The sequence below is a fragment of the Microvirga soli genome, assembly GCF_016734765.1.
Taxonomy (GTDB): domain Bacteria; phylum Pseudomonadota; class Alphaproteobacteria; order Rhizobiales; family Beijerinckiaceae; genus Microvirga; species Microvirga soli.
The window spans coordinates 1-25,024 of sequence record NZ_JAERQE010000031.1; the positions used below are offsets into that span (position 1 = coordinate 1).

Below are 25,024 nucleotides of genomic sequence, written 5' to 3' on the forward strand. Positions count from 1 at the left end.
CGCCAACGTGCTGCTCACCCGCGTGGCCAAGTGGTCGGCGCTGAAGGCGTGGGGTCTCAGGCTGGCCAAGCGCAGTGGACTGCGCAAAGCCAAGGTTGCGGTGGCGCGCAAGCTCGCCGTTATTCTGCACCGGATGTGGCGGGATGGCGCGGACTTCCACTGGTCTTCACAGGAGGTGGCCCAACAAGCTGCATGAAAGCTTAATCCGTTTCCCGCCAACCCGCGGGAAGCATCGTCCCTGCCGGGACGCTGGCGTTGGTGAGATCGCCCCAGGCTTTGCGAGGCCCATCAGGGCAGAGCGCGCTTCACACATTGATCCACCAGCGTCATCTGACGCCATCATGCGGAAGGCCTGTCCTTACCGCGGAGAGAACCCTGGACCCGGCAAGGATGTGCATAGAGAGCTTGACCCCAAACCCGGAATTAGAGAACAGCCTCGGTCGCACCCGCCCATCTAGAAGCTACCGAACCAGACTCTCCCAGTGGTTCGGGCGCTTCACGCCGCTTAGTCCCGGAACGGGAGAGGATCAGGGACCCCAAATTCGGCGGATGCGGGTAGCTGGGTTGCAACGGCCCTTGAGGCGCCAAAGGCAACCGGCCGGCTATCAGAGGCGGCGCGTTCAACAGCCCTCGGACGCCAGGGACACTTCTGGTGGCTGAAGCGAGCGCCATACCGATGTGCCCACCTCCAACTTGGCAGGCCGGCTGGACCCTATGCCGAATAGCCAAGCTGCTTCAAACAGCGTTACTGTAGAGTTTGAGTTGCCTGCGTGTCGGCGTGCCGGCCAGATGGACGGGCGTGGCCGCCTGTTCCAAGCACACCTCAAACGGCGACGGTCGAGAGGCCTGCACAACTGATGTGGTTGTGCTCTCATCAGCATCGAACGCGACACCGGCATAATCGCCGTCGCGCCAGCACATACGCACCCGGCGGACCTGCAGGTCGTGGGCTGCGATGAACAGTTCGAAAGTCTCGGGCAGATGCATCTCCGGCTGCAGGGCAATCCTGGCGCCACCGGTCGAGATGTCGCTGACCGTGCACGAGATCATTACCTCCGAGCCCAGCACGATCTTCGCCCGATGGCGGGCGGGAAATCGCCTAGCCTGCCGGCGATTGTCAGAGGCGATGCTAAGAGCCATTGGGCGACCTCGGATCTAAGGGTCAGTGGAACTTAGCATTAATCATTTATTAATCTCCTTCTCAAGTACCCCAAAGGAGATATGCACTGCATTTGAGCGTCAGGTCCGGCACGATGTCGTGGAGGAGCTCGAGCCCATTCAGGCGCCGTCGAAGCAGCGCCCGACCGACGATGCCCCCTACGACCAACTGGCTCAGCTGAGCATCGCCTGAGAGCCCCTCTTCATTATGTGTTGATCGACTAACAACTGAAGCCTGAACGAACGAGGCAGTCCGCGAGGTTCTCGCCTCGCGGGCTGCTCATCATACCACTCGGGCAAGATACTACTCGGGCAAGCGTTCCGCTAACGAGAGACAATGCTCCAGGCGCCTCAGCCTCCAGGCCGTGTAATCGAGAACTTTGTCTCCGGGGTCGCCACGAAGTAATCGCGGTAGCCGGAGCGGGCGATGGGACGCATGGCGGCCGTGTCGACGAGGCCGTCGACGATGTAGCGGTCGTCGATGTGAACCCCGACCACCTGCCCAATCACAAGATAGTAGGATGGCTCGCCGCCTCCGAGAGGCTCGAGGGGCATGGTCTGGAGCCACCTGCATTCGAGCGCGGCAGGAGCCTCAGCGACACGGGGCGGTTTCACAAGGTGGGACGGTGCGGCCTGAAGGCCCGCATGCTCCATCTCGCTCTCGCCGCGGGAGAGAGGCGCCGAGGTGAGGTTCATCTTGTCCCGCAGGTCGTAGGTCACCAAGTTGCAGACGAACTCGCCCGTCTCCTCAATGAAGGTGAGCGCGTCCTTTTTGCCCGCCGAGGAGAAGGCCACCATGGGCGGCCGCTCCGAGATGGCGTTGAAGAACGAATAGGGCGAGAGATTCACCTCCCCCTTGGCGCTCATGGCAGTGATCCAGCCGATGGGACGGGGCGTGACAATGGCCTTGAACGGATCGTGCGGCAGGCCATGGGCGTTGGCGGCGGTTTCGTAGAACATCACATTAGAACCGCGTTACAATGTCATTGAGATTCGGCCGGTCCCGGTCGGTCGGCGTCTCCTTGGCCGTACCGATATGGATGAAGCCGGCAATCCGCTCGTCGGGCTTCAGCCCTAGGGCGTCGAGCACCCGCCGGTCGAAGGCAGCCCAACCGGTGAGCCAGGAGGCACCGTAGCCCAGTGCCGTTGCGGCGTTGAGCAGGTTCATGCAGACGGCGCCTGCTGAGAGAAGCTGCTCCCAATCAGGGATCTTCACATGCGGCACGACACGGGACACGACTGCAATCGCCAGGGGGGCCTGGGCAAAGCGCTCCCGCTCCGTGGCGATCTTGTCCTCCTCGGCTTCCGGGTTGTCCGCCTGGAAGGCCGCTGCCAATACCGCGCCGAGGCGATGGCGAGCCTCGCCCTGGATGAGGATGAAGCGCCAGGGCACCAGCTTGCCGTGGTCCGGCACCCGGGAGGCCACCTTCAGGAGGTTTTCGATCTCCGGTTCGCTCGGCCCCGGTTCGCCCAGCCAGCGCGACGGGACAGAGCGACGCTGCAGAAGGCGGGAAAGGCTTTCGTTCATGGGCTCTTCATCCAGCTTGGATAATATGGGATAATGACGGTTGGATGCTCACGAGGGCTGACACGATGATGGGCCGCAAGCCCGCCATCGTCTGGCCGTCTTGATGCGCTTGAGGGAGCGCGGGCGTCCCGAGGGCGGGCCGCTGCCACAGAAGAAACAGCAGCGGATGTATAGGGGGAGTGCGGTCAGACGCCAAGCAGGTTTCAACCCTGGCGGATCCGGCAGCTTGTGCGAGCAGGCTCAAGGGTCAGCGCCAGAGGGCGAGGTGAGCCGGCGGGACGCCGCTTGAAAGCAATGCAGACATCCATTTTCGGACCAGCGAGTTCCGCCGCCCCTGTCGCTTGGTCGAAGCGAGAAACGCTGCTCGCCTTTGGCTTTATCCTGGCTGCCTGGGCGCTGGCCGTCTCGGTCTGGCCCCTGACCGGAACAGTCGTTCCGTGGGATTCCAAGAACCAGTTCTACCCGACCCTGCGCTACCTGGGCACCGCCCTGGCCCACGGGGAGCTGCCCCTCTGGAATCCCTACCATTTCGGCGGCCACCCGTCGGCGGCGGATCCCCAGTCCCTCCTGTTCACCCCCACCATGCTGCTGTTCGGGTGGCTTGTGCCCGAGCCTTCCATGCAGCTCTTCGACGTGGTGGTGTTCGCCCATTTCCTGCCGGGAGCCCTCGCCTTCGTGCCGATCTTCCGCCGGCGCGGCTGGCACTCGGCCGGCGCCGTGGTGGCCGCGCTCGTCTTCATGCTCGGAGGCTCCGCCACGGCCCGGCTCCAGCATACGGGCATGATCTTCAGCTACGGCTTCTTCCCCCTGGCCTTCTGGCTGCTGGAAGAGGCGCTCGACCGCCGCTCCTACCGCTATGGCGTGCTGTTCGCATTGAGCGCGGTCCTCATGGTCATCGGGCGGGATCAGGTCGCCTTCCTGTGCGCCCTGACCCTCATCGCGGTCGCCATCCATCGTGTTTGGGCAGCACCTCGCCCCCTCGTCTATTTCGGGTCCCGCTTAGGTCTCTTGATCTCGATGGGGGCCATCGGCGCCGCACTCATGGCCGTGCCCGTTGTCCTGACGATGCAGTTCCTCGCCACTTCAACGCGCCCTTCCTTCGGCTTTGGCGTGGCCGCCATGGGCTCCCTGCCGCCGGAGAGCCTAGCGACCGTACTCTTCGGCAATGTCTTCGGCTCTCTGCGGTGGACCTACGATTATTGGGGACCTGACTGGCACAGCCTCGCGGAGGGAACCTGGACCGACCGGGCTACGAACTACCTGTTCATCGGCACGATCCCGGCCCTCCTGTTGGTCTGGCACGGCATTGCCGGCGGGCGCCTGTTTGCCCGCGAGTTCCGGTTCTTCCTCGTGGTCGGCATTGCCGCCCTGCTCTACGCCCTCGGGCGCTATACCCCCGGCTTCGAATTCATCTTCGACCACATGCCGGGCGTGAACCTCTACCGCAGGCCGGCGGATGCTACCTTCCTGATCAACATCGCCGTGGCCTTCGCGGGCGGCTATCTGGTGCATCGCTATGCGGTGGAAGGGCTCCCGCGATGGAACCGGACTTCCCTCGGCCGCTTCTGGGCCTTCCCGCCCCTGCTCGCCCTGGGTCTCGTGATTGCTGCCATTGCCAGTGCTCTGTCCTTCGCAATCAAGGGCGGCCATGTCTCTCCGGCCCTCATCGAGATCGGCGTGAGCCTCGCGGCGGCAACGCTGGCGGTTGTCGTTCTCGCCAAGATGAGCGGGTCTCCACGATGGCGCGGAGCCATGGCGCTCGTGCTAGTGAGCCTTACGGGCGCGGAGCTGATCGGCCGTCATGCGGGCTCGGCCCTCAACGCAGAACCGGCCGAGCGCTACACGGTCTTCACCCAGCTGCCGCCCGAGCAGTTGCAGGGCCTCCAGATTCTCAAGCGCGAGCTCGCTGAGCGGAACGCCCGTGGCGAGTATCCCCGGGTGGAGATCCTCGGCCTGAAGGGAGCCTGGCAGAACGCCTCCATGGTGCTCGGGATCGAGGACATCATCGGCTACAATCCGCTTCGGCTTGCCGATTACGAGCGGGCCATCGGCCCAGGGGAAAATGCGGAGGATCCCAACCTGCGCAATTTCCCAACCAGCTTCCGTGGCTACGAATCGGAGCTCGCGAGCCTGCTCGGCCTCGACTACCTCGTTCTCGATCGCCCGGCGGACAAGCTGCCGCGTCACTTCCCCCGCCTGACCGACGCTGAGGTAGTCTATGGCACCGGACGCATGTGGATCTACCGCCTGAACGCCTCGGGCCCCCGCGCCTATGTGGCCCATTATGTGAGCCCGGTGGATTCGGAGGCCGTGCTCGGCGAGGAGGAGCTGCCGGAGTTCAACCGCGAGACGGAGGCCCTCATCGACCATGAGAGCCTGACGCTCCTCAAGGCCCGGTATTCCCCGGCCGGGTTGAAGCCGGAACAGGCCAAGGGCGAAGCCCGCATCGTCAGCTACCAGCGCAATTCGGTCACGATCGAGGTCGAGAGTAGTGCCAACGGCGTGCTGGTGCTGCACGACATCCATTATCCGGGCTGGGAAGTCTGGGTCGACGGCGAGCGTCGCCCGATCCTGCGGGCCAATCTCCTGTTCCGGGGGGTCGAGGTCGGTCCGGGGCGGCACCGGGTCGGGTTCCATTTCCGGCCCATGTCCCTGGAAAATCTTGTTGCAGCCGCGTCCGATATCGTGAAGAGCGAAGACGAGCCGATTCAAACGGCCATCGCCGCTCCGCTCCGGTAACGAGCGAATTTCTCAAACGATGCCCTTTTTCGTGAAACCACGCTTTTTCATTTTCACTATTTTGGCTCTCCTGGCGGCATCCCCGGCTTCGGCCCAGTCTCCTGCCGTGCCGTCGATGTCGCAGAACCAGCCTCCGATCTCCATCGGGCAGGTGACGGTGAACGCGGGCGCGACCTTTGCCGGGAGCAGCGAACCGATCCGCTCCGGCCTTGTCTGGCGCATCTACGAGGACCGTGGGGACGCTTCCCAGCCGGTGATCGTCGCCCGTTCCAGCAGCCCTGCGCCTAGCTTCACCCTCTCGCCCGGCAACTACATCATCAATGTAGCCTATGGCTTTGCCAGCGCCTCGAAGCGCATCAGCCTGCAGCGCGGCAACCTGAACGAGCGTCTCGCGATCAATGCGGGCGCCCTTCAGCTCAAAGGCGCCGTCAGCGGGAGCCCCATCCCGGCGAACCGCCTCACCTTCTCGGTCTATGTGCCGGAGGCGCAGAACTCGGAGGGCCGCCTCGTGATCGCCGATGCCAAGGCAAACGACATGATCCGCCTGCCCGAGGGCACCTACCACATCGTGTCCACCTACGGCGACGCCAACGCCATCATGCGCAGCGACCTGAAGGTGGAATCGGGCCGCGTCACCGAGGCAACGCTCAATCATCGCGCCGCCACCGTGACCATGAAGCTGGTGGCATCGGAAGGCGGTGAAGCCTTTGCCGGCACGGCCTTCAGCGTGCTCACCCCCGGCGGCGACGTGATCCGTGAGGCCATCGGGGCTTTTCCGTCCGTGACGCTGGCCGAGGGCGAATACGTCCTGATCGCCCGCCACGAGGGCAAGGTCTACACCCGCGAGTTCAAGATCGAAAGCGGGCTCGACCGCGATATCGAGGTTCTCGCCAAACCCTGACCGTCCTGAACCTTTCCGGCTTCGCGGCATTGACCGAACACCGATGACAGGTCGCGCCGCGCATGAGCCCGTACTCCCAAGGCGTGACCTTGCAGGAGAGGAAGCTCATGAAAGTCGCAGAGATCATGACCCGCAACGTGCGCGTGGTGAGTCCGGACCGGACCATCCAGGAAGCGGCACGGCTCATGGATGAAATGAATGTTGGCGTCCTGCCCGTCTGCGATGGGCGGCGCCTGCGCGGCATGGTGACGGACCGCGACATCACCGTCCGGGCCACGGCGGCAGGCCTTGCGCCCGACACCCGCGTGCGGGACATCATGTCCGACAATGTGTGGTGGTGCTTCGACGACGACGACGTGAACCACATCGTCCAGTTGATGAGCGACCACCAGATCCGCCGCCTCCCCGTGGTGGATCACGACAAGCACTTGGTCGGCATCGTGGCGCTCGGCGATCTGGCGACCGATGTGGAGGGCGAGGCCACCCGGGCCCTGCATCGCATTTCGACCCCGTCTGAGCCCGACCGCTCCGGCACCCCCTCCAGCGCCCGTGCCGACCAGAGCCGGAGTGGCGGCCAGGTTCGGCTGACGGCCGATGAACGCCGCGAGTTGGAGCGGCGCATGAACGACGCCAGCCGGGATGACGATTACCGGCACCGCCCCAATGACTATCGCGAGAGCGGCCATCACGGACGCACCGATAACACCCGCAGGCCAGGCCGCGAGCAGTTCCGGTTCCGCGAGGAGGACGACGTGCGCGCCGCCTTCGGCAGCTTCGGCTATCCCGGCCAGGAAGGCGTCCGCGACTCCCGCATGCGCGGCGGCTTCGGCGGCGACGGCTATCAGAGCTATGGCGACGAGTTCGCCGGCCGCGGCTCAGCAGGCAGAGGTTTCCACCCGCCGCGCTATGGCGCTTCGACCATTACGGGCGAGCGCGCCCGCCCCGGCGACGACAGCAGCCCGGAGGATCGCCGCATGCAGGATCGCGAGCGCACCTGGAGCCTCGTGAACGAGCGGCGCGACCACAGCAACTACGGCATGGGACCGGGCAACACCCGCTTCGGCAATGATGCCACTGCCAGCCGCGGCGAGGTTCGCCGGGGCGAGCACCAGGGCCGCGGTCCGAAGGGCTATCAGCGCTCGGACGAGCGGATCCGCGAGGACATCAGCGAGCACCTCACGGACGATGCCATGCTCGATGCCTCCGAGATCGAGGTCCAGGTCCAGAACCGGGAGGTCACCCTCACTGGAACGGTGCGCGACCGCAACGAGCGGCGCCGGGCCGAGGACCTGGCGGAATCCGTGTCCGGAGTGAGCCACGTGCAGAACAACCTGCGTGTCGGTCAGCGCCAGGGCACGCACGCCACCGGCACTGAAGCTGGCGATGCAGCCGCAGCGACCGGCAATCCGGGCAGCGGCACGGCGGGAACGACAGGTGGCACCGCATCTGGTGGGCGCGCTACCGGACGGCAGCGGCAGACGAGCTGAAGTCATCCGCCACCTCGTCATCACCGGCCTTGTGTCGGTGATCTCGATCGGAAAGGCGCATCTGTGTCATTCCCGGCCGGAGCGTAGCGGAGGGGAAGGGAATCCATAGCGCCGAGGGGCGTGACTGGATCCCCTTCCCTCGCTCCGCTCGCCGGGGATGACATGAGGCGTGTGCTCGGCGCAGCGGCGCTTCACGCATCGAGATGTCCGGCACAAGGCTGGCCATGATGTGAGAGGGGTGAATGAACGCAAAAGGCGGCGCATCCTTTGGGATGCACCGCCTTTCACTTATTCAAACGAAGTTTAAGCCACCGTCCGCTCGACCACGTGATGACCGTCGAGCGTCGCATGCCCCTCCGGCTCGGATACCGCTTTCGCCGCCCGCTTGAGGTCTGGCATCACGGCCTCGGCGGCGAGTGCTTTTAAGGCCTCATCCAAGGTCATGGTCTTCTGCTCGGGGCTGCCGAGACGGCGGATGGAGACTGTCCGTTCGGCAGCCTCTTTCCGACCCACCACGAGAAGTACAGGCACCTTCACGAGCGAATGCTCGCGGACCTTGTAGTTGATCTTCTCGTTGCGCAGATCGGCCTCGACGCGGAGGCCGGCAGCCTCGGCGGCCCGCACCACTTCCATGGCGTATTCATCGCCCTCGGACGTGATAGTGGCAACAACCGCCTGGGTAGGCGCGAGCCAGAGCGGGAAGTGGCCGGCGAAATGCTCGATCAGGATGCCGGTGAAGCGCTCCATGGAGCCGCAGATCGCGCGGTGCACCATGACGGGCGTCTTCTTCTGGCCGTCAGCATCGACATAGAATGCGCCGAACCGCTCCGGCAGGTTGAAGTCCACCTGCGTGGTGCCGCACTGCCAGTCGCGGCCGATGGCGTCGCGCAGCACGTACTCGAACTTGGGCCCGTAGAACGCGCCCTCGCCGGGGTTGATCGCGGTCTTGATGCGCCCGCCGGACTGATCCTCGATCTGCTTCAGGACGCGTGTCATCACGTCTTCCGCATGATCCCACATCTCATCCGTGCCGACACGCTTCTCAGGGCGTGTGGAGAGCTTTACGACGATCTCGTCGAAGCCGAAATCGCTGTAGGTGGAGAGGATCAGGTCGTTGATCTTCAGGCACTCGTCGGCGAGTTGCTCTTCGGTGCAGAAGATATGCGCATCGTCCTGTGTGAAGCCGCGCACACGCATCAACCCGTGCAGCGCGCCGGACGGCTCGTAGCGGTGAACGTTTCCGAACTCGGCGAGGCGCAGCGGCAGATCACGATACGACTTCAGCCCGTGCTTGAAGATCTGCACGTGGCCTGGGCAATTCATCGGCTTCAGCGCGAACAGGCGCTGGTCCGCCTCCGGATCGTTCGGCCGCAGGAAGGCCGAGGCCGACTTCACGGCGAACATATTGTCTGAGTACCAGCCCCAGTGACCGGAGGTCTCCCACAGGGCCTTGTCGAGGATCTGCGGTGCGTTCACCTCCTGATAGGTGCCCTTCAGGCGGCGGCGCATGTAGGAGATCAGCTCCTGGAACACCGTCCAGCCCTTCGGGTGCCAGAAGACGACGCCTGGCCCCTCCTCCTGAAAGTGGAACAGGTCCATCTCGCGGCCCAGGCGGCGGTGGTCGCGCTTCTCGGCTTCCTCGAGCTGGCGGATGTAGTTGTCGAGGTCCTCTTGGGCAGCCCAGGCGGTCGCGTAGATGCGGGTCAGCATCGCGTTGTTCGAGTCACCCCGCCAATAGGCGCCCGCCACCTTCATAAGCTTGAAGGCGTTGCCGATCTTGCCCGTGGAGCTCATGTGCGGGCCGCGGCAGAGATCGAACCAGTCGCCCTGGAAGTAGATCTTGAGATCCTGGCCTGCCGGAATCGCATCGACGAGCTCGACCTTGTAGGTCTCGCCCTTCTCGGCGAAGACCTGCTTGGCCTTGTCGCGGCTCCACACTTCCTTGGTGAAGGGCTTATCGCGTGCGATGATCTCGCGCATCTTCGCCTCGATGGCCGGGAAGTCCTCGGGGGTGAACGGCTCGTTGCGGGCGAAATCGTAATAGAAGCCGTTTTCGATCACGGGACCGATGGTCACCTGCGTTCCGGGAAACAACTCCTGCACGGCTTCCGCGAGCACGTGCGCGCAATCGTGCCGGATCAGCTCCAGCGCGCGCGGGTCTTCGCGGTTCAGAAATTCGATCTTGGCATCCTGGGTGATCGGGTCATCGAGATCGGCCACCGTGCCGTCGAGCGCCATGGCGATTGTGCGCTTGGCGAGCGACTTGGCGATGCCTTCCACGATCTCGCGGCCGGTGATGCCGGGCTCAAACTGGCGCTGGGCGCCATCGGGAAATGTCAGGGTAATCATGTCAAAATGTCTCCTGGCTCACTCCTGCCAACGGAGCAGGTAAGCGGGGGCCGACGGTTAGCTGGATGAAGGGCGAAGTCAGCCGCCGTCAGGTTCGACTGCCTCGCAGGTGATCGGGGGAGAATTGACGCCCCGCCAGCGACCATAAGCCCACGGCTTATACCAGGAGGCAGCCTCGGGCAACGTTTCAGGCACCAGATCGAGCCCGGAGGTGCCGAAGGGTCCGCAGCGGCAGATCCGAGCGAAGCCCATCCACCCCCCCGGCCAGAACCCGTGCCGCTGGATCGCCTCGTCGGTGTATTCGGAACAGGATGGCAGATGACGGCATTGGCGGCCGATGAGACTGGACAGGCTCAGCTGATAACCGCGAATGGCCCAGTGAGCGGCTTGCTGGACAGGGCTCGGCATCTATTCCGCGCCCTGGGCCCGCCGCGCTTCGATCTGCTTGATCGCCTCCACGACGGCATCGAAAGTAAGCAGGATGGAAGCATGCCGGGCTTTGTAGTCCCGCAGGGGCTCCAGGACCTTCAGGTCCTCCCATTTGCCCTGGGGTGCCTCACCGCCCGTCTTGAGGAGCTGCGTCACCCGCTCGCGCAGGGCACGGAGTTCCTCGGCGGTCGAGCCGATGACGTGATGCCCCATGATTGACGAGGAGGCTTGGCCCAGGGCGCAGGCCTTCACATCCTGGGCAAAGGCCGTCACCACGTTGCCGTCAAGCTTCACGTCGACCGTCACTGTCGACCCGCAAAGCTTGGACCGGGCCGTTGCCGATGCGTCGGCGTCCGGCAGGCGCCCGAGATGCGGAATATTGGCCGCGAGTTCGAGAATGCGCCGGCTGTAAATCTCGTTCAACATAGAAGCCTGTGACATTACGTTTGGGAATATACCCTTTAACTCTGCCGAGGTATCTAATACACAAAGTAGGTAACGAGCTCATATATAGTAGCTGAACTCCGGCACGGGTGTCTGACCGATAGTGTGTGGAGAAGAGCTGGAAAAATTCGTCAGGAAGCTGCGCTGCTTCCTGAGCGGAAGAGTGACGAAAAGGGGCCCAGCGTGAGTGATGCTATCAAGTCCTTGTCCATGCGTCTAAATCCGGTTGCCGACAAGCCTGTTGCGACCCCAAGCCGGGAAGAGGCCGAAGCCGCCGTTCGCACCCTGCTCCGTTGGGCCGGAGACGACCCATCGCGCGAGGGTCTTCAGGATACGCCCAAGCGCGTGGCCAAAGCCTTCCGGGAACTTTATTCGGGATACGCTGAAAATCCGGACGAAATTCTCGACAAGGTCTTCAGAGAGGTCGAAGGCTACGACGATATCGTGCTCGTTCGCGACATCCCCTTCTACTCCCATTGCGAACACCACATGGTGCCGTTCTTCGGCGTAGCCCATGTGGCCTATTACCCCACCAAGGGCGTGGTCGGCCTGTCCAAGCTCGCCCGCCTCGTGGACGCCTATGCGCGCCGCCTGCAGACGCAGGAGACCATGACGGCCCAGATCGCCTCAGCCATGGTCAAGGCGCTCGTCCCACGCGGCGTGGCGGTGATGATCGAGGCCGAGCATATGTGCATGTCCATGCGCGGCATCCAGAAGGCAGGCGCCCTGACCTTGACGACCCAGTTCACAGGTGTCTTCAAGGAAGACCCGGCCGAACAGGTGCGCTTCCTCACCCTGGTGCGCAACGGCCGGGGCTGAGGCCTCACATGACCTTATCCAATCCGTTTCCGCCTCCCGGCGCCAAGACCGAGCTTGAGGAGGGCAGCATCCTGTCCCCTCGTTTCGGAGCGGATGGGCTGGTCACATGCATCACCACAGACGCGGCTACCGGCGAAATCCTCATGGTGGCGCATATGAGCCCGGAGGCATTGGCGAAAACCCTTGAAACCGGCGAGGCATGGTACTGGTCCCGCTCCCGCGGGGAGCTCTGGCACAAGGGGGCGACCAGCGGGCAGGTCCAGATGGTTCTGGAAATGCGGGTCGACTGCGATCAGGACGCCCTTCTGCTGAAGGTGAAGGTCGCGGGCGACGGCGGATGCTGCCATACGGGGCGCCGCTCTTGTTTCTACCGGAAGGTGGAGATGTCCGAAGGCGCCCCCCGCCTTATCGTCGACTGAGCACGCCAGGCCTCCCAAAAAGCAGGGCTGCCCTCCACCAGGAAATGGGTGCACGTTCTCGGCAGACACGATAGGTACGCCGCATGACACGACGTGACCTTCTCCTCGCCCGGGTGGCGGCCAGCGCCATCTTCTTCGGCAACGGCTTCGGCATCGGCACCTGGGCGGCGCAGCTTCCCCGGTTCAAGGTGTCCCTGGGCCTCTCCGACGGGGAGCTCAGCCTCGGGCTACTGGCTTTCTCGCTCGGGGCAGTGGCCCTGATGCCGGTGATCGGCTGGGCGGTGACCGTGGCCGGCAGCCGGACCATGACCCTGATTGCGGCTTTCTCCTTCGCGGCCGCCCTCCTCCTGCCGGGTCTCGCGCCCAGCCTGCCGCTGTTCGTCGCCGCTGCCCTCGTGGCCGGCGCTTGCAACGGCACCATGGACATCGCCATGAACACCAATGCCACCGTGGTGGAGAGGGCCTGGGGCTCGGCGATCATGTCGTCCTTTCACGCCTTCTTCAGCCTCGGCGGGTTGGCGGGAGCCGCCGCCTCCGGCCTTCTCATCTCGCTCGACGTCGGGATCGTCCCGACCCTACTGGTCTCCTGCACTGGGATGGGGCTGCTCTTCCTCGTGACAGGCTTCTGGACCATGGGCGAGACCGAGAGAGCCTCGGAGGGTCACGGTTTCGCCTGGCCGCGCGGCCCGGTCATTCTCCTCGCGGTGCTTGCCATGTTCTGCTTCGTCGTCGAGGGCGCCATCGTCGACTGGTCGGCGATCTATCTTCAGACGGTGGCCGGCGCGAGCCTGGAGGCGGCCGTTTCGGGCTTTGCCGCCTTCTCGCTCACCATGACGGTCTGCCGGTTCATGGGTGATTTCGCGGTGCGCCATCTCGGGCGCGCCCGCACCCTTCAGGTCGGCGGTCTGCTCTCGGCCCTTGGCCTCGCCCTGGCGATGATCCTGCCCTCGCCCGTGCCGGCCTCCATCGGCTTTGCCCTGGTGGGCATCGGTTTGGCCAACACGGTGCCGGTCCTGTTCAGCACGGCCGGCCAGATGAAGGGCATCCCGCCCAGCATGGGTGTCGCCATGGTGGCGACCCTGGGCTATGGCGGTTTGCTGATGGGCCCGCCGCTGATCGGCTTCGGTGGAGAGATTCTCGGCCTTCGGGCCATGCTGGGGCTTTTGATCGTCTTTACCTTCGTGATCATCATCATGTCGCAGCGGGCTCTTCAGCGCTCCACTGTTCAGTTTTCCTGAACCAGTCCTACTTCAAACTAGAGGGTACGTTCACGCGGGTTTCACACGAGACCGGCATGAATGGGCAAAGTGCCTTGGAGTCGATCTATGTTGTGGGACGGGATTGCCCGGCGCAGCGCCGGTTCAGGGGGCGGTGGGGGAGTGACGGACATCAAGACACCAGTCGAGCGCGACCCTCGGGCCAAGCCCCGAATCGGCTTGGCACTCGGCGGAGGCGCGGCCCGGGGCTGGTCCCATATCGGTGTCCTCCGGGTGCTCGAGGAAGCCGGCATCGTTCCGGACGTGATCGCAGGCTGCTCGATCGGCGCCGTCGTCGGCGGCTGTTATGCGGCCGGCAAGCTCGACGAGCTTGAGGCCTTCGCCCTCTCCCTGACCAAGCGGCGCGTCATGGGCCTCCTCGATTTCCATTTCAGCGGCGCGGGCCTCATCGCGGGCGGCCGCCTGCAGAGCCTCCTCGACCGAGACCTGACGGATCGCCGTGTCGAGACGCTGCCGGTCAAGTTCTGCACCATCGCAACCGAACTGGTGAGCGGCCACGAGATCTGGCTGACGCGCGGCCCGCTCGTCCAGGCCATGCGGGCCTCCTATGCGCTTCCGGGCGTGTTCGACCCGGTTCTGATCGGTGGGCGCTGGCTCATGGACGGCGCCCTGGTCAACCCGATCCCGATCACCGCTGCCCGTGCCCTGGGGGCCGACATCGTCATCTGCGTGAACCTCAATGGCGAGGTGCGCGTGCGCGGCACGGTCATCCAGTCCTACGATGCCGGGACGAGCGACGAGAAGGAGATCGAAGAGGTGATCGAGGAAGCCCCGCGGCGCTGGGGCATCTTTCCGGGCAGCAGGGCGGAGAAGCAGAGCAAGCCCAACGCGCCGGGGATGGCCACCGTGATGGTGGATGCCTTCAACATCACCCAGGATCGCATCGCCCGCTCGCGGCTCGCCGGCGATCCACCGGACATCATGGTTGCGCCGAAGCTCGCCAAGATGGGGCTATTCGAGTTCCACCGAGCCCAGGAGTGCATCACCCTGGGTCGGCAGGCCACGGAGCGCGCCCTGCCGGATATCCTCGAGCTGCTGCAGGAGTCGCAGCCGCGCTAGCACATCGTAGGGAGCATCGGATGGATCCGACGCCTTAGGCCGTCGCGATATACTCCTTGATCGCCTCGGCCTCGGCCTCGACCTCCCCGAGACGCTCCTTCACCACGTCGCCGATGGACACGATGCCGACGAGGCGACCGCCCTCGACGACCGGAATGTGCCGGAATTTCTGCTGGGTCATCATCTCCATCACGTCGGTAACGGACGTCTCGCCCGTGCAGGTCAGCACTTTTTGCGTCATGAAGCGGGAGACGGGCTCCTCCAGGGACTTGGCGCCCAGGCTTGCGACGGCCCTCACGATGTCCCGTTCAGAGATAATGCCTGAGACTGGCGTTTGGCCATCCACAATGAGAAGGGCACCTATCCTGCGCTCGGCGAGAACCTGGGCCGCTTCGCTTAAACTGCGGCTCGGCTCGATGGTCGCGACGTCGCGACCCTTGAGCGAAAGAATACGATTGACGATCATTGATTCCCTCCCGTTGCGCGAACGGCGAAGGGTCATGAGCCCTCGCGCCCGCTAGGCCGAAACTGGGCTCACCTCCATGACTTTGGATGCGAACCCTACGTCAGCTATCGGATGATCAGCGCAAACCGCATCAGTTTCAAGCTGAGATGCTCTTGGTTCGCGCGGGAAGCGGGTCGATCAAAGGGAAAAGGGCGAGGCCTGCGAGGAAGCCGCCGAGATGCGCTTCCCAGGCGATGCTCGCATCCGTCACCCCCAGGGGCTCGACGACGGCGAACACGTAATTCGCCACGAACCAGATCCCGAGGAAGATCAGAACCTGCCGGTTGCGGATCATGTGCCCCAGGGTTTCACGGGGCCGCTCATGAGGCTGCGTTAGGCGCCCCTCCCAGTGCCACGAGGCCGGAGCGAACATGAACCAGGAGGCCGCTGCCATAAGCCCTGACACGGCCCCGGAAGCCCCAATCATCGGCAGGACCTGCAACGGGTTCATGACGGTGTAGAGAACTGCTCCAGCAATCGCCGAGGCCGCCGACAGGATAAAGAACCGTCCGGCGCCGCAACGACGGACGATGGGTGTCCCGAACGCGGCGAGCCAGACGCCGTTGATCAGCACATGGGCCCAGGACCCATGCAGGACGGCGTAGGACAAAGCCGTCCAGGGTTTGCCCTCACCGCTTTCGAGAACAAATTGCGCCAAGGCCATCAGCGGGGTGATCGTGTCTTCCGGCACACCCTCACGCAGGGACCTCATCACGTCCTCCACCTGAACGCCTCCGAAAGCCACGGACCAGCGGGCCGGGATCACCGACCAGTCGATGATCATCATGAAATCCGATTCGTCCGAGAGGAGCAGCCGAGCGGCATGAATGCCGATCAGCGCCACCAGGCAGAGGGTGATGACGGCGGGAAGGTTGAGGATCGGCTCGCGGGCTCGGGGCGGGTGTGGAGGCATGCAATGCTTTGGTATGACATGGCTGCCCGAGGTGTCCAGGCTGCTGCGAGATGGAAGGTTGGTGCGACCTAACCTCTATTTGGCCCCTCGGTCGAGAAAAACCAACAACTTAGCCACGGCCAAGTTTGACTAAGGGGAAGCCAATTCCTTCTGCTCCGGAGCCATTAATAATTTTTGTTAACCATAACGGAACCGGTTGAAGCGCGACGCGTTAACTCACCTTTTACTTTCCGCTTGAGCCCCAAATGTAACCATGTCAGTTTGGTTAAAAGAACGTTAACCGGCTGGTGGGGCATGCGGCAGGATTATTTCAAGAACGGCCTTTTCTGTGGCGCAAATGAGAAGTCGGCATACTCCGGCACATTCATTAAAACAGTTCTCCTTGTATTTTCCCTTCTCTTCTCCGGTGCTGCCGCCCAGGCGCAGACCCTGGCGTCCCTGCCCGCCAACACCGCCCCGATCACCAGCGTCGGCACTGCCAAGCCGCTCCTTGGTTGGTCCCAGTTCTGCGAAAAGTTTCGCTCCGAGTGCACCGTCGACGTGACGGAGGCCGACAAGATCGACCTCACCCCGCAGGGGTGGAAGACCATCGTGTCGGTCAACCAGCGCGTGAACTCAAGCATCAAGGCCGTGACGGACGCCGATCATTTCGGCGTCGTGGACACCTGGGGTTTCCCGGACGACGGCAAGGGCGACTGCGAGGACTTCCAGCTCCTGAAGCGCCGCCTTCTCGTGGAGGCCGGCCTGCCCCGCCGCGCCATGCGCATGACGGTCGTGATCGATGAGCTTGGCGAAGGCCATGCGGTGCTGATGGTTCGCACCAGCCGCGGGGACTTCGTTCTCGACAACAAGACCTCCTCGGTCCTCCCCTGGCACCGCACGGGCTATGTTTATATCAAGCGCGAGAGCCAGGATAATGTCGGCTGGGTTTCGCTGGGCGGCATCGTCTCATCGCCGACCACGACCGCGAACCGCTAAGAATTCCAAAGCCGACACCTGAGGGCGCCGGCTTTTTGTTTTCCACCCATCGATGTCAGAAGACTTCAGGCGGATCAGTCGATCCGCCTCATTTTTTGGGCGAAACGCTGCCAGTTTTCCACATAGTGTCTGGCGGACCAGCGAAGCCGCTCAACCGCTTCCGCATCGAGCACCCGGATAGCCTTGGCTGGAGCACCCACGATCAACGAGTTGTCGGGAAACTCCTTGCCCTCCGTGACGAGTGCGTTAGCCCCTACAAGGCAGTTGGCACCGATGCGCGCGTGGTTGAGCACCGTGGCACCCATGCCGATCAGGGAATTCTCGCCGATGGTGCAGCCGTGGAGGATGGCCTTGTGCCCGATGGTGCACCCTGCCCCGACGGTCAGCGGCGCACCCATATCCGTGTGCAGCAGCGCGCCTTCCTGAATGTTCGTGGCTTCGCCGATATCGATGAGTTCGTTGTCGCCCCGCAGCACGGCGCCGAACCAGATTCCCACATCCTGCCCCAACCGGACACGGCCGATCACATGGGCATCCGGAGCGATCCAGAAGCGTTCGGGATCGGGAAGGATCGGAGCGGCATCGTCGAGGCTGTAGATCGGCATCGATGGTCCAGCAGGGGAAAGCAGCAGAACCTCGGGGGAGGTCTGCTGCGAAAAAGCGCCTAGTCCTCGAGATCCGTGTCGAGGATCGCCATGGTGAAGTTGAAGGAGCGGTCTCCATCCTCATCATCGACGAAGAGAACGCCGACGAATTCCTCACCGATGTAAACTTCCGCCGAATCGGTCTTCTTCGGCCGCCCGACGACGCGGATCGAGTGGTTTGCAAAGGTCTGACGCAGGTAGCGCTCGACTTTAGCCATCTCGGTTTTATCCACTACAGGTCCTTTCATGACTCTACGTTTGCTGCACTTGCCATGCCCGGCAAACGCGAGCAAGCGGCGTTAGGTCCCGAATGGATCCCGTCCTCAGATTCCGTCGGCGGGAGAAAAGCAGTGATCCATGGACCGGGCCGGCTCCTCGCAACCGGCCGTGCCGACGACCTTGGCGGGAATACCGGCCACCGTCGCATTATGGGGCACCGGCTTGAGCACGACAGACCCTGCGGCGATTCTTGCGCAACGGCCGACCTCGATATTGCCGAGAATCTTGGCGCCGGCACCGATCAGCACGCCCTGGCGGATCTTGGGATGCCGGTCGCCCCGCTCCTTGCCGGTTCCGCCCAGGGTCACGTCCTGGAGCATGGAGACATTGTCCTCGATCACCGCAGTGGCGCCCACCACGAGCCCGGTGGCATGGTCGAGGAAGATGCCGCGCCCGATGCGGGCCGCCGGGTGAATGTCGGTCTGGAACGCCTCGGAGGAGCGGCTCTGGAGGTAGAGGGCGAAATCCTGCCGCCCTCGCTTCCATAGCCAGTGAGCCAGGCGGTGGGTCTGGATGGCATGGAAGCCCTTGAAATAGAGCACGGGCTCGATGGCCCTGGTGACCACGGGATCCCGGTCGAGCACGGCACTGATGTCCGCCCGCATGGCCGCCCCGATGGTGTGATCGTTCTCCACGGCCTCAAGGAAGATCTGCTCGATGATGTCGGACGGCACGGCCGCGTGACCAAGGCGCGAGGCAACCCGGTGGATGACCGCCGCCTCCAGGCTGGGCTGGTGCAGGATAGCGCTCAGCACGAAACCGGCTATGGCCGGCTCGGCCTGGACGATCGCCTCGGCCTCGGAGCGGAGACGGACCCAGATCGGATCGACCTTTCCGGCCACGGAATCGGGGGCTCCCGGCTTCAGGCGGGTCTGTGTCATGCTAGTCTCCTGCCGGCTATGCTGACGCATCGTGCTAAATACCGGATCCGCTCTTCCAGCACGATGCGCTATGGCCTCAAGCATACATAAGAAGCCGAGGCCCTTACCACAGATCCAAACGAGCCATGACATACTCTTTTTCGCCCACAACGCCCAAACTTGCCGTCTCCGTCAGCAACGGCATTGCAACCTTGGCCATCGACAATGTTCCCAAGCACAATGCCGTGGACCTGGAGATGTGGAAGGCCTTCCCATCCCTCATGGAGGCTCTCGATGGGGATCCGGAGGTCCGGGTGGTCATCCTGAGAGGCGCAGACCAGGCCTCCTTCGCCTCTGGTGCCGATATCGCCGAGTTCGCGACGGTACGGGCCAATGCCGAAGGCGGGCGGCTCTATGAAGCCGCCAATGAGGCGGCCTTCTGGGCCGTCGCCCATTGCTCCAAGCCGGTCATTGCCATGATTCGCGGCTTCTGCCTCGGCGGCGGCTTCGGCCTTGCCCTTTCCTGCGACCTGCGGGTTGCCTCGGAGAGCGCCATATTCGGCATTCCGGCAGCGCGGCTCGGGGTCGGTTATCCTCCTGGTGCCATGAATCTCGTGACCGCTGCTGTCGGTGCTCCCGCGGCGAAGGACCTGTTCTTCACCGCGCGTCGGATCGGCGCCCAGGAGGCGCAGCGCCTTGGAGTCGTGCAGCGGCTGGTTCCCGACAGCGAGTTGGAACAGGTTACGCAGGCGCTCGCGGAGAGCATCGTGGAAAACGCCCCTCTGACGATCAGAGCGGCCAAAGCGGCTATCGATCATGCGGTTGGCGTCGTGCATCCGGATGTGGATGCCGTGGCTCTCGCCGATCAGTGCTTCGACAGCGCCGATGCCGTAGAGGGGCGTGAGGCCTTCCTGCAGAAGCGCAAACCGGCCTTCACCGGAAGATAGACTCAGGCATTTCGGCGATAGACGAAATAGCGACCCTCCGGCACGTTCGCCTGGGACGAAATGTCGGTGCAGGACGGCATTTCGAACGCCCGGTCGGCAATCAGGAGCCCTCCCGACTGGAGCAGGGAATCGAGCAGGGGCGAGAGCCGCAGAGCAAGCTCGCGGTTGGCCGCCTCGTCCCCCGTGCCGATATCCGTGTGAATCAGCGCGGCCGATCCCTGCCCGAAGCGCTCGATGAAGACCGGCAGGGTCTCGAAGATGTCCCCGACGATCAGGTAGCCCTCAGGCGGGTAGCAATCCGGATGGGCCGCCGGCGAACGCTCGAAGGCATAGATCTCGCGGCCGGGCAGCTTGGTTCGCAGGTGATCGTAGGTGCGGCCGTTGCCGAGGCCGAGTTCGAGCACGAGCCCTGTCGGGCCGATATCCTCAGCCGCCCAGTTCAGGAGGTCGCGCTGGGCGGTCAGCCGCCGGATCACAGAATCGAGTCGAGTCATGCGTCACTCCTGCCCGGAGTGATATGGGGAGGAGCCCTTTAAAGCAAAGGTTAGGCGCCTCACGGGCGCTGCGCCAGGAAGTCGAGCACGCCCTGCTTGTGCACCTTGTCGCCGACAGCAAGGTTGTGATCGCGCCCCGGAATATCGAGTGCCGTGGCGTTCGGGATCAGCCGGGCCAATTCCGGTCCCGAGCCGGACACATCGTCCTTGGTGCCGACTGAAACCAGGGTGGGTAGCGTGATGGAGGCAACCTCCTCTACCGTCAGCACCTGCCGGGTCCCTCGGATACAGGCGGCCAGCGCCTTGAGATCGCTCCCCGTCTGCTGGGCAAAGGCCCGGAACATGCGCTGCATGGGATCGGTGAGGTCGTCCAGGGAGCGCACCTCCATGGCATCGGCAATGCCGAGCGGAAGGCCGACGCCCTCGACGAGATGGATCCCCAAGCCTCCGAGAAGCATGGAGCGCATCCGCTCCGGCGCGGTGAGCGCCATGTGGGCGCTGATCCGGGCACCCATGGAATAGCCCATCACGTCGGCCCGTTCGATGCCGAGATGATCGAGCAGGCGCACACCGTCCTCCGCCATGCGGTAGGAATTATAGGCCTCAGGGTCGTAGAGCTTCTCGCTCTCCCCATGCCCCCGGTTGTCGAACGCGACGACCCGGTATCCGGCCCGCGTCAGGGTCTTCACCCAGAGCGTGTTGACCCAGTTGACCGCGTGGTTCGAAGCAAAGCCATGGATCAGCAGAATCGGATCGCCCTGCCCCTCATGGGGCGGTACATCGATATAGGCGATGCTCACGCCGTTGGAGTTGAAATAGCGCATCGGACCGGCCGGGGTTGGAGCGTGAAGGGAAGCTGGGCGCAACGTAAGCACCCAGAACGCCGGATGCAACGCTTGGAAATTTGCTCTAGGCGCATGGCCGATCGGCCATTATGGTGCGCCAAACTCATCCCTTCAGAGCGACGGCAATGGCTGACAAAGGCACTCCCCACTTCCACAACGATCCGGGCGTTCCCGTCATTCACGTGGGCTCGAAGGAGTTCATGTGCATCGGAGCGACGCCGCCCTTCGATCATCCCCACGTGTTCATCGACATGGGTTATGATACGGAAACGATCTGCTCCTACTGCTCGACTCTCTTCAAATACGACCCCTCTCTGAAGTTCGACGAGGCCCGCCCGGCCGAATGCGTCTGGGAGCCCGATTTCGCAGGCTCGGCCTCTTCGCGCTAAGTGCAGAATCTCTCTATCGTGGTCGTCGGCGCCGGCATCGGCGGCCTGACGGCGGCTCTGGCCCTGGCCCGGCAGGGCCACGCGGTCACGCTGGTCGAACGCCGAACTGGGTTCAGCGAGGTCGGAGCCGGCCTTCAGCTCTCGCCCAATGCCAGCCGCATCCTCATCAAGCTCGGACTTGGTCCGGCGCTCCGTCGCGTCGTGACGGAGCCGGAGCGTGTGGTGGTGCGCGCCATCCGCTCAGGCAAGCGCATCGGCGAGGTGGCCCTGGGTGCCTTCATGCGCGAGAGGTTCGAGGCGCCCTATTGGGTCGTCCACCGGGCTGATCTCCAGACGATCCTGCTCGATGCCGTCCGCTCCGAACCATCGATCCGTCTCGTCATGGGGCGGACCGTGGAATCTGTGGAGAACGGCTCTTCAGAAGCCTCACTCACCTGGGTTTCCGCCGGCGGCGCCCAGGAGACCTTTACGGCCGATCTGATCGTCGGCGCCGATGGAGTCTGGTCCACGGTCAGGCAGCAGCTGGGCGACAGGACGCCCCCGAGCTATCGCGGTTATGTCGCTTGGCGCGCCACCTTCGAGCGTAGCGCCGCCCCGGCAGAACTCGCCGGCGACGAGACCGGTCTCTGGCTCGGATCCCAGGGCCATGTGGTGCATTACCCGATTGACGGCAGCAGGCTCGTCAATGTCGTGGCCATCGAGCGAAATCGGACACCAGTCGAGGGCTGGGCCGCTCCAGGCAGGCGCGAGGATCTGCTCGCCCGCTACACCTCGGCCGCCCCTGCCCTGCGCGATCTTCTCGCCCAGCCCCAGGAATGGCTGCGCTGGTCGCTCTTCGACCATCCGGCCCAGCGCCTTGCCAAGGACCGGATTGCCCTCCTCGGCGATGCCGCCCATCCGGTCCTGCCCTTTCTGGCCCAAGGCGCCGCAATGGCGATCGAGGAAGCCGCGACCCTTGCCGCTTTCCTGCGCGACGCACAGGCCGACATTCCAGAAGCCCTTATGGCTTACGAGAAGCAGCGCCTCGAACGCGCGGCTCGGGTCCAGAAGGAGGCTCGCAGGAACGGGCGCGTCTACCATGCGGGCTCCCTCATCGCCTTCGGGCGCAACACGGTCATGCGCCATCTGGGCCCTGAGGGCATGACGAAACGCTACGACTGGCTCTACGGCTTCCGCACTCCGAATTGAGTAACGCTCCGGAGCGCATGGTTGCACTTGCGCTCAAGCCCGCAGCCCGATAACCCTCTTCTCCGAAGCGGACGTGGCGAAACCGGTAGACGCAAGGGACTTAAAATCCCTCGGGCTATGCCCGTGCGGGTTCGACCCCCGCCGTCCGCACCATACCATCGCTTCACTCATCGCCGGTATTATTCTGGGAAGCGCAGCTCCCTCGGGAACTCGCCTTGCTCCCAGCCTTACCCAGGCGACTGCGACAATCAAAACGCCGAATTCCAAGGCTTTCTGCGGAACGGCGAAGCCATAAGCAAAGTTGATGATCATGGATAAATGAGGTGCCCGGGGCGACCTGGTCCGCCGGAGGAGTACGCAGATGCCAACCGTGATTGCCATCGAGGCCAAGCCTGTTGAACTCAGGGGAATCGATACCGGGTTTCTTCACCTCTACCTCGTTAAGACCGTGACCGACGAGCAAGGGCGCGTCGTCTCGGAGAAAGTGATCCGAGGCACAGCAGGATCGAATGGCGATCTTGAAACGCTGGTCGACGCCAACCTGGCCACCTCCGTCGACAGGAGGGGCTCGGATACGCCCGAGGAAAGGCATCGAGAAGTTCTCGATCTTGGCACCAGAGACGCCAATGATGTCTGGAAGGTCATGGTGCAACATGCCAACAACATCGAGAAAGCAGATCTGGACTACAGCATCGACATCCTTCGCGAAGCTCCCGGGGGAGACCTGAACAGCAACTCCGTTGTCGCATCGGTGCTCCATTCGGTTGGCCTGAACTTGAGCACGAGCTTTCCGGATGGTGTCAGCCGGTCCGACGCTCCCCTCTATGGGCAACTCCAGTATATGTACGTGGACGACGCCCTCTTCGGAACGGCGAACAGTGACTTGATACGGGGCGGCATCGGGAACGACCGGCTTTATGGCCGCCATGGGAACGACCGTCTCTATGGCGATGACGGAGATGATCGCCTTCATGCCAGCAATGGCGACGACCGCCTGGTTGGCGGGAACGGCAACGACCGCTTGGAGGGCCGGGCCGGTGATGATGCCCTTTTTGGTAACAGTGACGATGACCGCCTCTATGGCAGCTTCGGCGATGATTATCTGAGCGGCGGAAGCGGAAACGACCGGCTCTATGGTGAAGCGGGCGCTGACATTCTTCACAGCGGCTCGGGAAAGGACGTCTTCGTCTACAATTCCGTTCCGAGCGGCCCGGAAAGCGTAGACACGATCAGGGACTTCTCAGTCGCCAACGACACGTTCTGGCTGAACAACCGGGCATTCGCTGGTCTGGGAAGCGAAGGCCGCCTGAAATCAGGAGTGTTCCGCACAAGTGATGTCGCACGGGATTCGACGGATCGCATTCTCTACGATCGCGATGATGGCGTCCTGTACTACGATGCCGATGGCACCGGCGCGAGCGAACAGGTTGCAGTCGCAAAGCTCTCGGACGGGTTGAGGCTGACGTCCCTGGATTTCCTGATCATTTAGACAAAAACCTACAGGAACCGGGTAGCATCGGCTACGTGATGAAAGTGCTTGATGTGCATGCCAGCACGTCAAGCAATCCGGCTGATCGTTATGGTCGAGGGCGCCTTTAATCAGTATTTTTGGAGACGAACGATGCTCTCCGGCTCCTTCTTGCCTCGCCGAATTGGCGTAGCGGCGATCTTGGTCATTGCATCGACAAGTGCCGATGCATGGGCGCAGAGCCGTCCGCTGACCACAAGAATGTCATGCGCTCAGGCAAAGGGCCTTGTTGCCTCGCAGAGAAGCGCCGTGCTCAGCACGGGCCCCTTCACCTATGACCGCTATGTCGGTTCCTACGGATCGTGCGCCAGTGGAGAAACCTTGGATCCGGCCTGGGTACCAACGGCTGATACACCCCACTGCCCGATCGGATACCGCTGTATAACGCGCTCTCCGCCTTCGCGGAACTAGCCCTCGTCAGGGCCCGGGATACTCCCACCCCCCAGGCAACTCAGAACCCTCAACGGCTGTGCCACGCTCGGAATGCCAGGAGGGGCGTCAGTATCGGCCAACCGAAGCCGGCGATCAGGATGTGATCGAGGCCAATCCCTTCCTCGTCATTGATCATGGTCGAGACTGCAAGGAGCAGTATCACGCCACCCAGATAGATCATCAGAACTTCACGCATCCTGCAGCCCCCAGCCACCTTGAAGCTGAGCTTTGACGCATGACGAGGATCAAGCCAATGCGACCGGCAGTCGCCTGCTCCTCCATAGAGGAGGCGAAACATAGGCCTGGAGCACAAAGCAGTCGTTCCGCAACAGACGGCGGATCTCACCACGACGGGAAAAATTTAACTTTGTCAGAAACTTAACCGCAACCCAACAGGACCTCGCCCGTTCATC

General features: G+C 63.5%; 26 protein-coding genes, 1 tRNA gene and 1 pseudogene. 14 read left to right on the top strand and 14 right to left on the bottom strand.

Annotated features, from left to right (window positions below):
- A pseudogene (locus JKL45_RS20900) lies at nt 1–196 on the top strand (IS110 family RNA-guided transposase); the annotation flags it as partial.
- A 539-nt stretch (nt 197–735) separates the two neighbouring features.
- Here JKL45_RS20900 and JKL45_RS20905 read toward each other — a convergent pair.
- The 3 genes from JKL45_RS20905 to JKL45_RS20915 form a co-directional block, all read right to left on the bottom strand.
- Nucleotides 736–1,140 (bottom strand): PilZ domain-containing protein, encoded by a 405-nt coding sequence (locus JKL45_RS20905; protein WP_201863515.1) that lies wholly within the window; start codon nt 1,138–1,140, stop codon nt 736–738.
- Nucleotides 1,141–1,509: 369 nt separating this feature from the next.
- A complete protein-coding gene (locus JKL45_RS20910; protein WP_201863516.1) occupies nt 1,510–2,118 on the bottom strand; it encodes a flavin reductase family protein in 609 nt (202 codons plus the stop codon).
- A gap of 4 nt (nt 2,119–2,122) precedes the next feature.
- On the bottom strand, nt 2,123–2,686 hold the full coding sequence (locus tag JKL45_RS20915; protein ID WP_201863517.1) for a nitroreductase family protein: 564 nt from the start codon (nt 2,684–2,686) through the stop codon (nt 2,123–2,125).
- A gap of 294 nt (nt 2,687–2,980) precedes the next feature.
- Here JKL45_RS20915 and JKL45_RS20920 point away from each other — a divergent pair, with 294 nt between their 5' ends.
- The 3 genes from JKL45_RS20920 to JKL45_RS30060 all read left to right on the top strand — a co-directional run bounded on the left by JKL45_RS20920 (nt 2,981) and on the right by JKL45_RS30060 (nt 7,813).
- Nucleotides 2,981–5,425 carry a glycosyltransferase family protein gene (locus tag JKL45_RS20920; protein WP_201863518.1) on the top strand — a complete coding sequence of 815 codons (2,445 nt, stop codon included), beginning with the start codon at nt 2,981–2,983 and terminating at the stop codon, nt 5,423–5,425.
- A 31-nt stretch (nt 5,426–5,456) separates the two neighbouring features.
- The gene (locus tag JKL45_RS20925; protein WP_312897002.1) at nt 5,457–6,326 is read left to right on the top strand and encodes an RgsD C-terminal domain-containing protein; all 870 of its coding nucleotides are present in this window, start codon (nt 5,457–5,459) and stop codon (nt 6,324–6,326) included.
- Nucleotides 6,327–6,433: 107 nt separating this feature from the next.
- Nucleotides 6,434–7,813: a CBS domain-containing protein gene (locus JKL45_RS30060; protein WP_246498743.1), complete on the top strand. Its 1,380-nt coding sequence runs from the start codon at nt 6,434–6,436 to the stop codon at nt 7,811–7,813.
- A 303-nt stretch (nt 7,814–8,116) separates the two neighbouring features.
- On the opposite strand, the gene thrS is transcribed toward JKL45_RS30060, so the two are convergent.
- The 3 genes from thrS to JKL45_RS20950 form a co-directional block, all read right to left on the bottom strand.
- A complete protein-coding gene (gene thrS, locus JKL45_RS20940; RefSeq protein ID WP_201863520.1) occupies nt 8,117–10,162 on the bottom strand; it encodes a threonine--tRNA ligase in 2,046 nt (681 codons plus the stop codon).
- A gap of 78 nt (nt 10,163–10,240) precedes the next feature.
- Nucleotides 10,241–10,570: a membrane protein insertion efficiency factor YidD gene (gene yidD, locus JKL45_RS20945; RefSeq protein ID WP_201863521.1), complete on the bottom strand. Its 330-nt coding sequence runs from the start codon at nt 10,568–10,570 to the stop codon at nt 10,241–10,243.
- Nucleotides 10,571–11,017: an iron-sulfur cluster assembly scaffold protein gene (locus JKL45_RS20950; protein ID WP_201863522.1), complete on the bottom strand. Its 447-nt coding sequence runs from the start codon at nt 11,015–11,017 to the stop codon at nt 10,571–10,573. It lies immediately after the preceding gene.
- A gap of 228 nt (nt 11,018–11,245) precedes the next feature.
- Between JKL45_RS20950 and folE the strand changes: the two genes are divergently transcribed.
- The 4 genes from folE to JKL45_RS20970 all read left to right on the top strand — a co-directional run bounded on the left by folE (nt 11,246) and on the right by JKL45_RS20970 (nt 14,609).
- Complete coding sequence (gene folE, locus JKL45_RS20955; protein ID WP_201863579.1) at nt 11,246–11,854, top strand: GTP cyclohydrolase I FolE; 609 nt, start codon at nt 11,246–11,248, stop codon at nt 11,852–11,854.
- 8 nt (nt 11,855–11,862) lie between these two features.
- Nucleotides 11,863–12,273: a phosphoribosyl-AMP cyclohydrolase gene (hisI, locus tag JKL45_RS20960; RefSeq protein ID WP_201863523.1), complete on the top strand. Its 411-nt coding sequence runs from the start codon at nt 11,863–11,865 to the stop codon at nt 12,271–12,273.
- 83 nt (nt 12,274–12,356) lie between these two features.
- Nucleotides 12,357–13,511, top strand: coding sequence for an MFS transporter (locus JKL45_RS20965; protein WP_201863524.1), 1,155 nt, complete (start codon nt 12,357–12,359; stop codon nt 13,509–13,511).
- An 87-nt stretch (nt 13,512–13,598) separates the two neighbouring features.
- A complete protein-coding gene (locus JKL45_RS20970) occupies nt 13,599–14,609 on the top strand; it encodes a patatin-like phospholipase family protein (protein ID WP_201863525.1) in 1,011 nt (336 codons plus the stop codon).
- Between the two features lie 34 nt (nt 14,610–14,643).
- Here the strand turns inward: JKL45_RS20970 and JKL45_RS20975 are convergent, their stop codons facing one another.
- Together JKL45_RS20975 and JKL45_RS20980 are read right to left on the bottom strand one after the other, a co-directional pair.
- Nucleotides 14,644–15,075: a CBS domain-containing protein gene (locus tag JKL45_RS20975; protein WP_201863526.1), complete on the bottom strand. Its 432-nt coding sequence runs from the start codon at nt 15,073–15,075 to the stop codon at nt 14,644–14,646.
- A 136-nt stretch (nt 15,076–15,211) separates the two neighbouring features.
- On the bottom strand, nt 15,212–16,027 hold the full coding sequence (locus JKL45_RS20980; RefSeq protein WP_201863527.1) for a rhomboid family intramembrane serine protease: 816 nt from the start codon (nt 16,025–16,027) through the stop codon (nt 15,212–15,214).
- A gap of 294 nt (nt 16,028–16,321) precedes the next feature.
- Between JKL45_RS20980 and JKL45_RS20985 the strand changes: the two genes are divergently transcribed.
- Nucleotides 16,322–17,005, top strand: a complete 684-nt coding sequence (locus JKL45_RS20985) for a transglutaminase-like cysteine peptidase (RefSeq protein ID WP_201863528.1) — start codon at nt 16,322–16,324, stop codon at nt 17,003–17,005.
- A 74-nt stretch (nt 17,006–17,079) separates the two neighbouring features.
- On the opposite strand, the gene JKL45_RS20990 is transcribed toward JKL45_RS20985, so the two are convergent.
- The 3 genes from JKL45_RS20990 to cysE all read right to left on the bottom strand — a co-directional run bounded on the left by JKL45_RS20990 (nt 17,080) and on the right by cysE (nt 18,809).
- On the bottom strand, nt 17,080–17,610 hold the full coding sequence (locus JKL45_RS20990; protein WP_201863529.1) for a gamma carbonic anhydrase family protein: 531 nt from the start codon (nt 17,608–17,610) through the stop codon (nt 17,080–17,082).
- A 59-nt stretch (nt 17,611–17,669) separates the two neighbouring features.
- Nucleotides 17,670–17,882 (bottom strand): DUF3126 family protein, encoded by a 213-nt coding sequence (locus tag JKL45_RS20995; protein ID WP_027315475.1) that lies wholly within the window; start codon nt 17,880–17,882, stop codon nt 17,670–17,672.
- A gap of 90 nt (nt 17,883–17,972) precedes the next feature.
- Complete coding sequence (gene cysE / locus JKL45_RS21000) at nt 17,973–18,809, bottom strand: serine O-acetyltransferase (RefSeq protein ID WP_201863530.1); 837 nt, start codon at nt 18,807–18,809, stop codon at nt 17,973–17,975.
- Between the two features lie 125 nt (nt 18,810–18,934).
- Here cysE and JKL45_RS21005 point away from each other — a divergent pair, with 125 nt between their 5' ends.
- A complete protein-coding gene (locus JKL45_RS21005; RefSeq protein ID WP_201863531.1) occupies nt 18,935–19,735 on the top strand; it encodes an enoyl-CoA hydratase in 801 nt (266 codons plus the stop codon).
- A 2-nt stretch (nt 19,736–19,737) separates the two neighbouring features.
- Here JKL45_RS21005 and JKL45_RS21010 read toward each other — a convergent pair whose 3' ends face one another.
- Together JKL45_RS21010 and JKL45_RS21015 are read right to left on the bottom strand one after the other, a co-directional pair.
- Nucleotides 19,738–20,229 (bottom strand): class I SAM-dependent methyltransferase, encoded by a 492-nt coding sequence (locus tag JKL45_RS21010; protein ID WP_201863532.1) that lies wholly within the window; start codon nt 20,227–20,229, stop codon nt 19,738–19,740.
- Between the two features lie 59 nt (nt 20,230–20,288).
- Nucleotides 20,289–21,053 (bottom strand): alpha/beta fold hydrolase, encoded by a 765-nt coding sequence (locus JKL45_RS21015; protein ID WP_201863533.1) that lies wholly within the window; start codon nt 21,051–21,053, stop codon nt 20,289–20,291.
- Between the two features lie 146 nt (nt 21,054–21,199).
- On the opposite strand from JKL45_RS21015, the gene JKL45_RS21020 reads away from it, so the two are divergent.
- The 4 genes from JKL45_RS21020 to JKL45_RS21035 all read left to right on the top strand — a co-directional run bounded on the left by JKL45_RS21020 (nt 21,200) and on the right by JKL45_RS21035 (nt 24,140).
- Nucleotides 21,200–21,463, top strand: coding sequence for a zinc-finger domain-containing protein (locus JKL45_RS21020; protein ID WP_201863534.1), 264 nt, complete (start codon nt 21,200–21,202; stop codon nt 21,461–21,463).
- Nucleotides 21,464–22,651, top strand: a complete 1,188-nt coding sequence (locus tag JKL45_RS21025; protein WP_201863535.1) for an FAD-dependent oxidoreductase — start codon at nt 21,464–21,466, stop codon at nt 22,649–22,651.
- A 67-nt stretch (nt 22,652–22,718) separates the two neighbouring features.
- Nucleotides 22,719–22,804 (top strand) — tRNA-Leu (locus JKL45_RS21030).
- A 208-nt stretch (nt 22,805–23,012) separates the two neighbouring features.
- A complete protein-coding gene (locus JKL45_RS21035; RefSeq protein ID WP_201863536.1) occupies nt 23,013–24,140 on the top strand; it encodes a calcium-binding protein in 1,128 nt (375 codons plus the stop codon).
- Nucleotides 24,141–24,639: 499 nt separating this feature from the next.
- On the opposite strand, the gene JKL45_RS21040 is transcribed toward JKL45_RS21035, so the two are convergent.
- Nucleotides 24,640–24,807: a hypothetical protein gene (locus tag JKL45_RS21040; RefSeq protein ID WP_201863537.1), complete on the bottom strand. Its 168-nt coding sequence runs from the start codon at nt 24,805–24,807 to the stop codon at nt 24,640–24,642.
- Nucleotides 24,808–25,024: the final 217 nt, after the last annotated feature.

Coding starts and splice junctions, on each gene's coding strand:
- JKL45_RS20905 (WP_201863515.1), bottom strand. CDS start 1,140: ATGGCTCTTAGCATCGCCTCTGACAATCGCCGGCAGGCTAGGCGATTT.
- JKL45_RS20910 (WP_201863516.1), bottom strand. CDS start 2,118: ATGTTCTACGAAACCGCCGCCAACGCCCATGGCCTGCCGCACGATCCG.
- JKL45_RS20915 (WP_201863517.1), bottom strand. CDS start 2,686: ATGAACGAAAGCCTTTCCCGCCTTCTGCAGCGTCGCTCTGTCCCGTCG.
- JKL45_RS20920 (WP_201863518.1), top strand. CDS start 2,981: ATGCAGACATCCATTTTCGGACCAGCGAGTTCCGCCGCCCCTGTCGCT.
- JKL45_RS30060 (WP_246498743.1), top strand. CDS start 6,434: ATGAAAGTCGCAGAGATCATGACCCGCAACGTGCGCGTGGTGAGTCCG.
- thrS (WP_201863520.1), bottom strand. CDS start 10,162: ATGATTACCCTGACATTTCCCGATGGCGCCCAGCGCCAGTTTGAGCCC.
- yidD (WP_201863521.1), bottom strand. CDS start 10,570: ATGCCGAGCCCTGTCCAGCAAGCCGCTCACTGGGCCATTCGCGGTTAT.
- JKL45_RS20950 (WP_201863522.1), bottom strand. CDS start 11,017: ATGTTGAACGAGATTTACAGCCGGCGCATTCTCGAACTCGCGGCCAAT.
- folE (WP_201863579.1), top strand. CDS start 11,246: ATGCGTCTAAATCCGGTTGCCGACAAGCCTGTTGCGACCCCAAGCCGG.
- hisI (WP_201863523.1), top strand. CDS start 11,863: ATGACCTTATCCAATCCGTTTCCGCCTCCCGGCGCCAAGACCGAGCTT.
- JKL45_RS20965 (WP_201863524.1), top strand. CDS start 12,357: ATGACACGACGTGACCTTCTCCTCGCCCGGGTGGCGGCCAGCGCCATC.
- JKL45_RS20970 (WP_201863525.1), top strand. CDS start 13,599: ATGTTGTGGGACGGGATTGCCCGGCGCAGCGCCGGTTCAGGGGGCGGT.
- JKL45_RS20975 (WP_201863526.1), bottom strand. CDS start 15,075: ATGATCGTCAATCGTATTCTTTCGCTCAAGGGTCGCGACGTCGCGACC.
- JKL45_RS20980 (WP_201863527.1), bottom strand. CDS start 16,027: ATGCCTCCACACCCGCCCCGAGCCCGCGAGCCGATCCTCAACCTTCCC.
- JKL45_RS20985 (WP_201863528.1), top strand. CDS start 16,322: ATGCGGCAGGATTATTTCAAGAACGGCCTTTTCTGTGGCGCAAATGAG.
- JKL45_RS20990 (WP_201863529.1), bottom strand. CDS start 17,610: ATGCCGATCTACAGCCTCGACGATGCCGCTCCGATCCTTCCCGATCCC.
- cysE (WP_201863530.1), bottom strand. CDS start 18,809: ATGACACAGACCCGCCTGAAGCCGGGAGCCCCCGATTCCGTGGCCGGA.
- JKL45_RS21005 (WP_201863531.1), top strand. CDS start 18,935: ATGACATACTCTTTTTCGCCCACAACGCCCAAACTTGCCGTCTCCGTC.
- JKL45_RS21010 (WP_201863532.1), bottom strand. CDS start 20,229: ATGACTCGACTCGATTCTGTGATCCGGCGGCTGACCGCCCAGCGCGAC.
- JKL45_RS21015 (WP_201863533.1), bottom strand. CDS start 21,053: ATGCGCTATTTCAACTCCAACGGCGTGAGCATCGCCTATATCGATGTA.
- JKL45_RS21020 (WP_201863534.1), top strand. CDS start 21,200: ATGGCTGACAAAGGCACTCCCCACTTCCACAACGATCCGGGCGTTCCC.
- JKL45_RS21035 (WP_201863536.1), top strand. CDS start 23,013: ATGCCAACCGTGATTGCCATCGAGGCCAAGCCTGTTGAACTCAGGGGA.
- JKL45_RS21040 (WP_201863537.1), bottom strand. CDS start 24,807: ATGCGTGAAGTTCTGATGATCTATCTGGGTGGCGTGATACTGCTCCTT.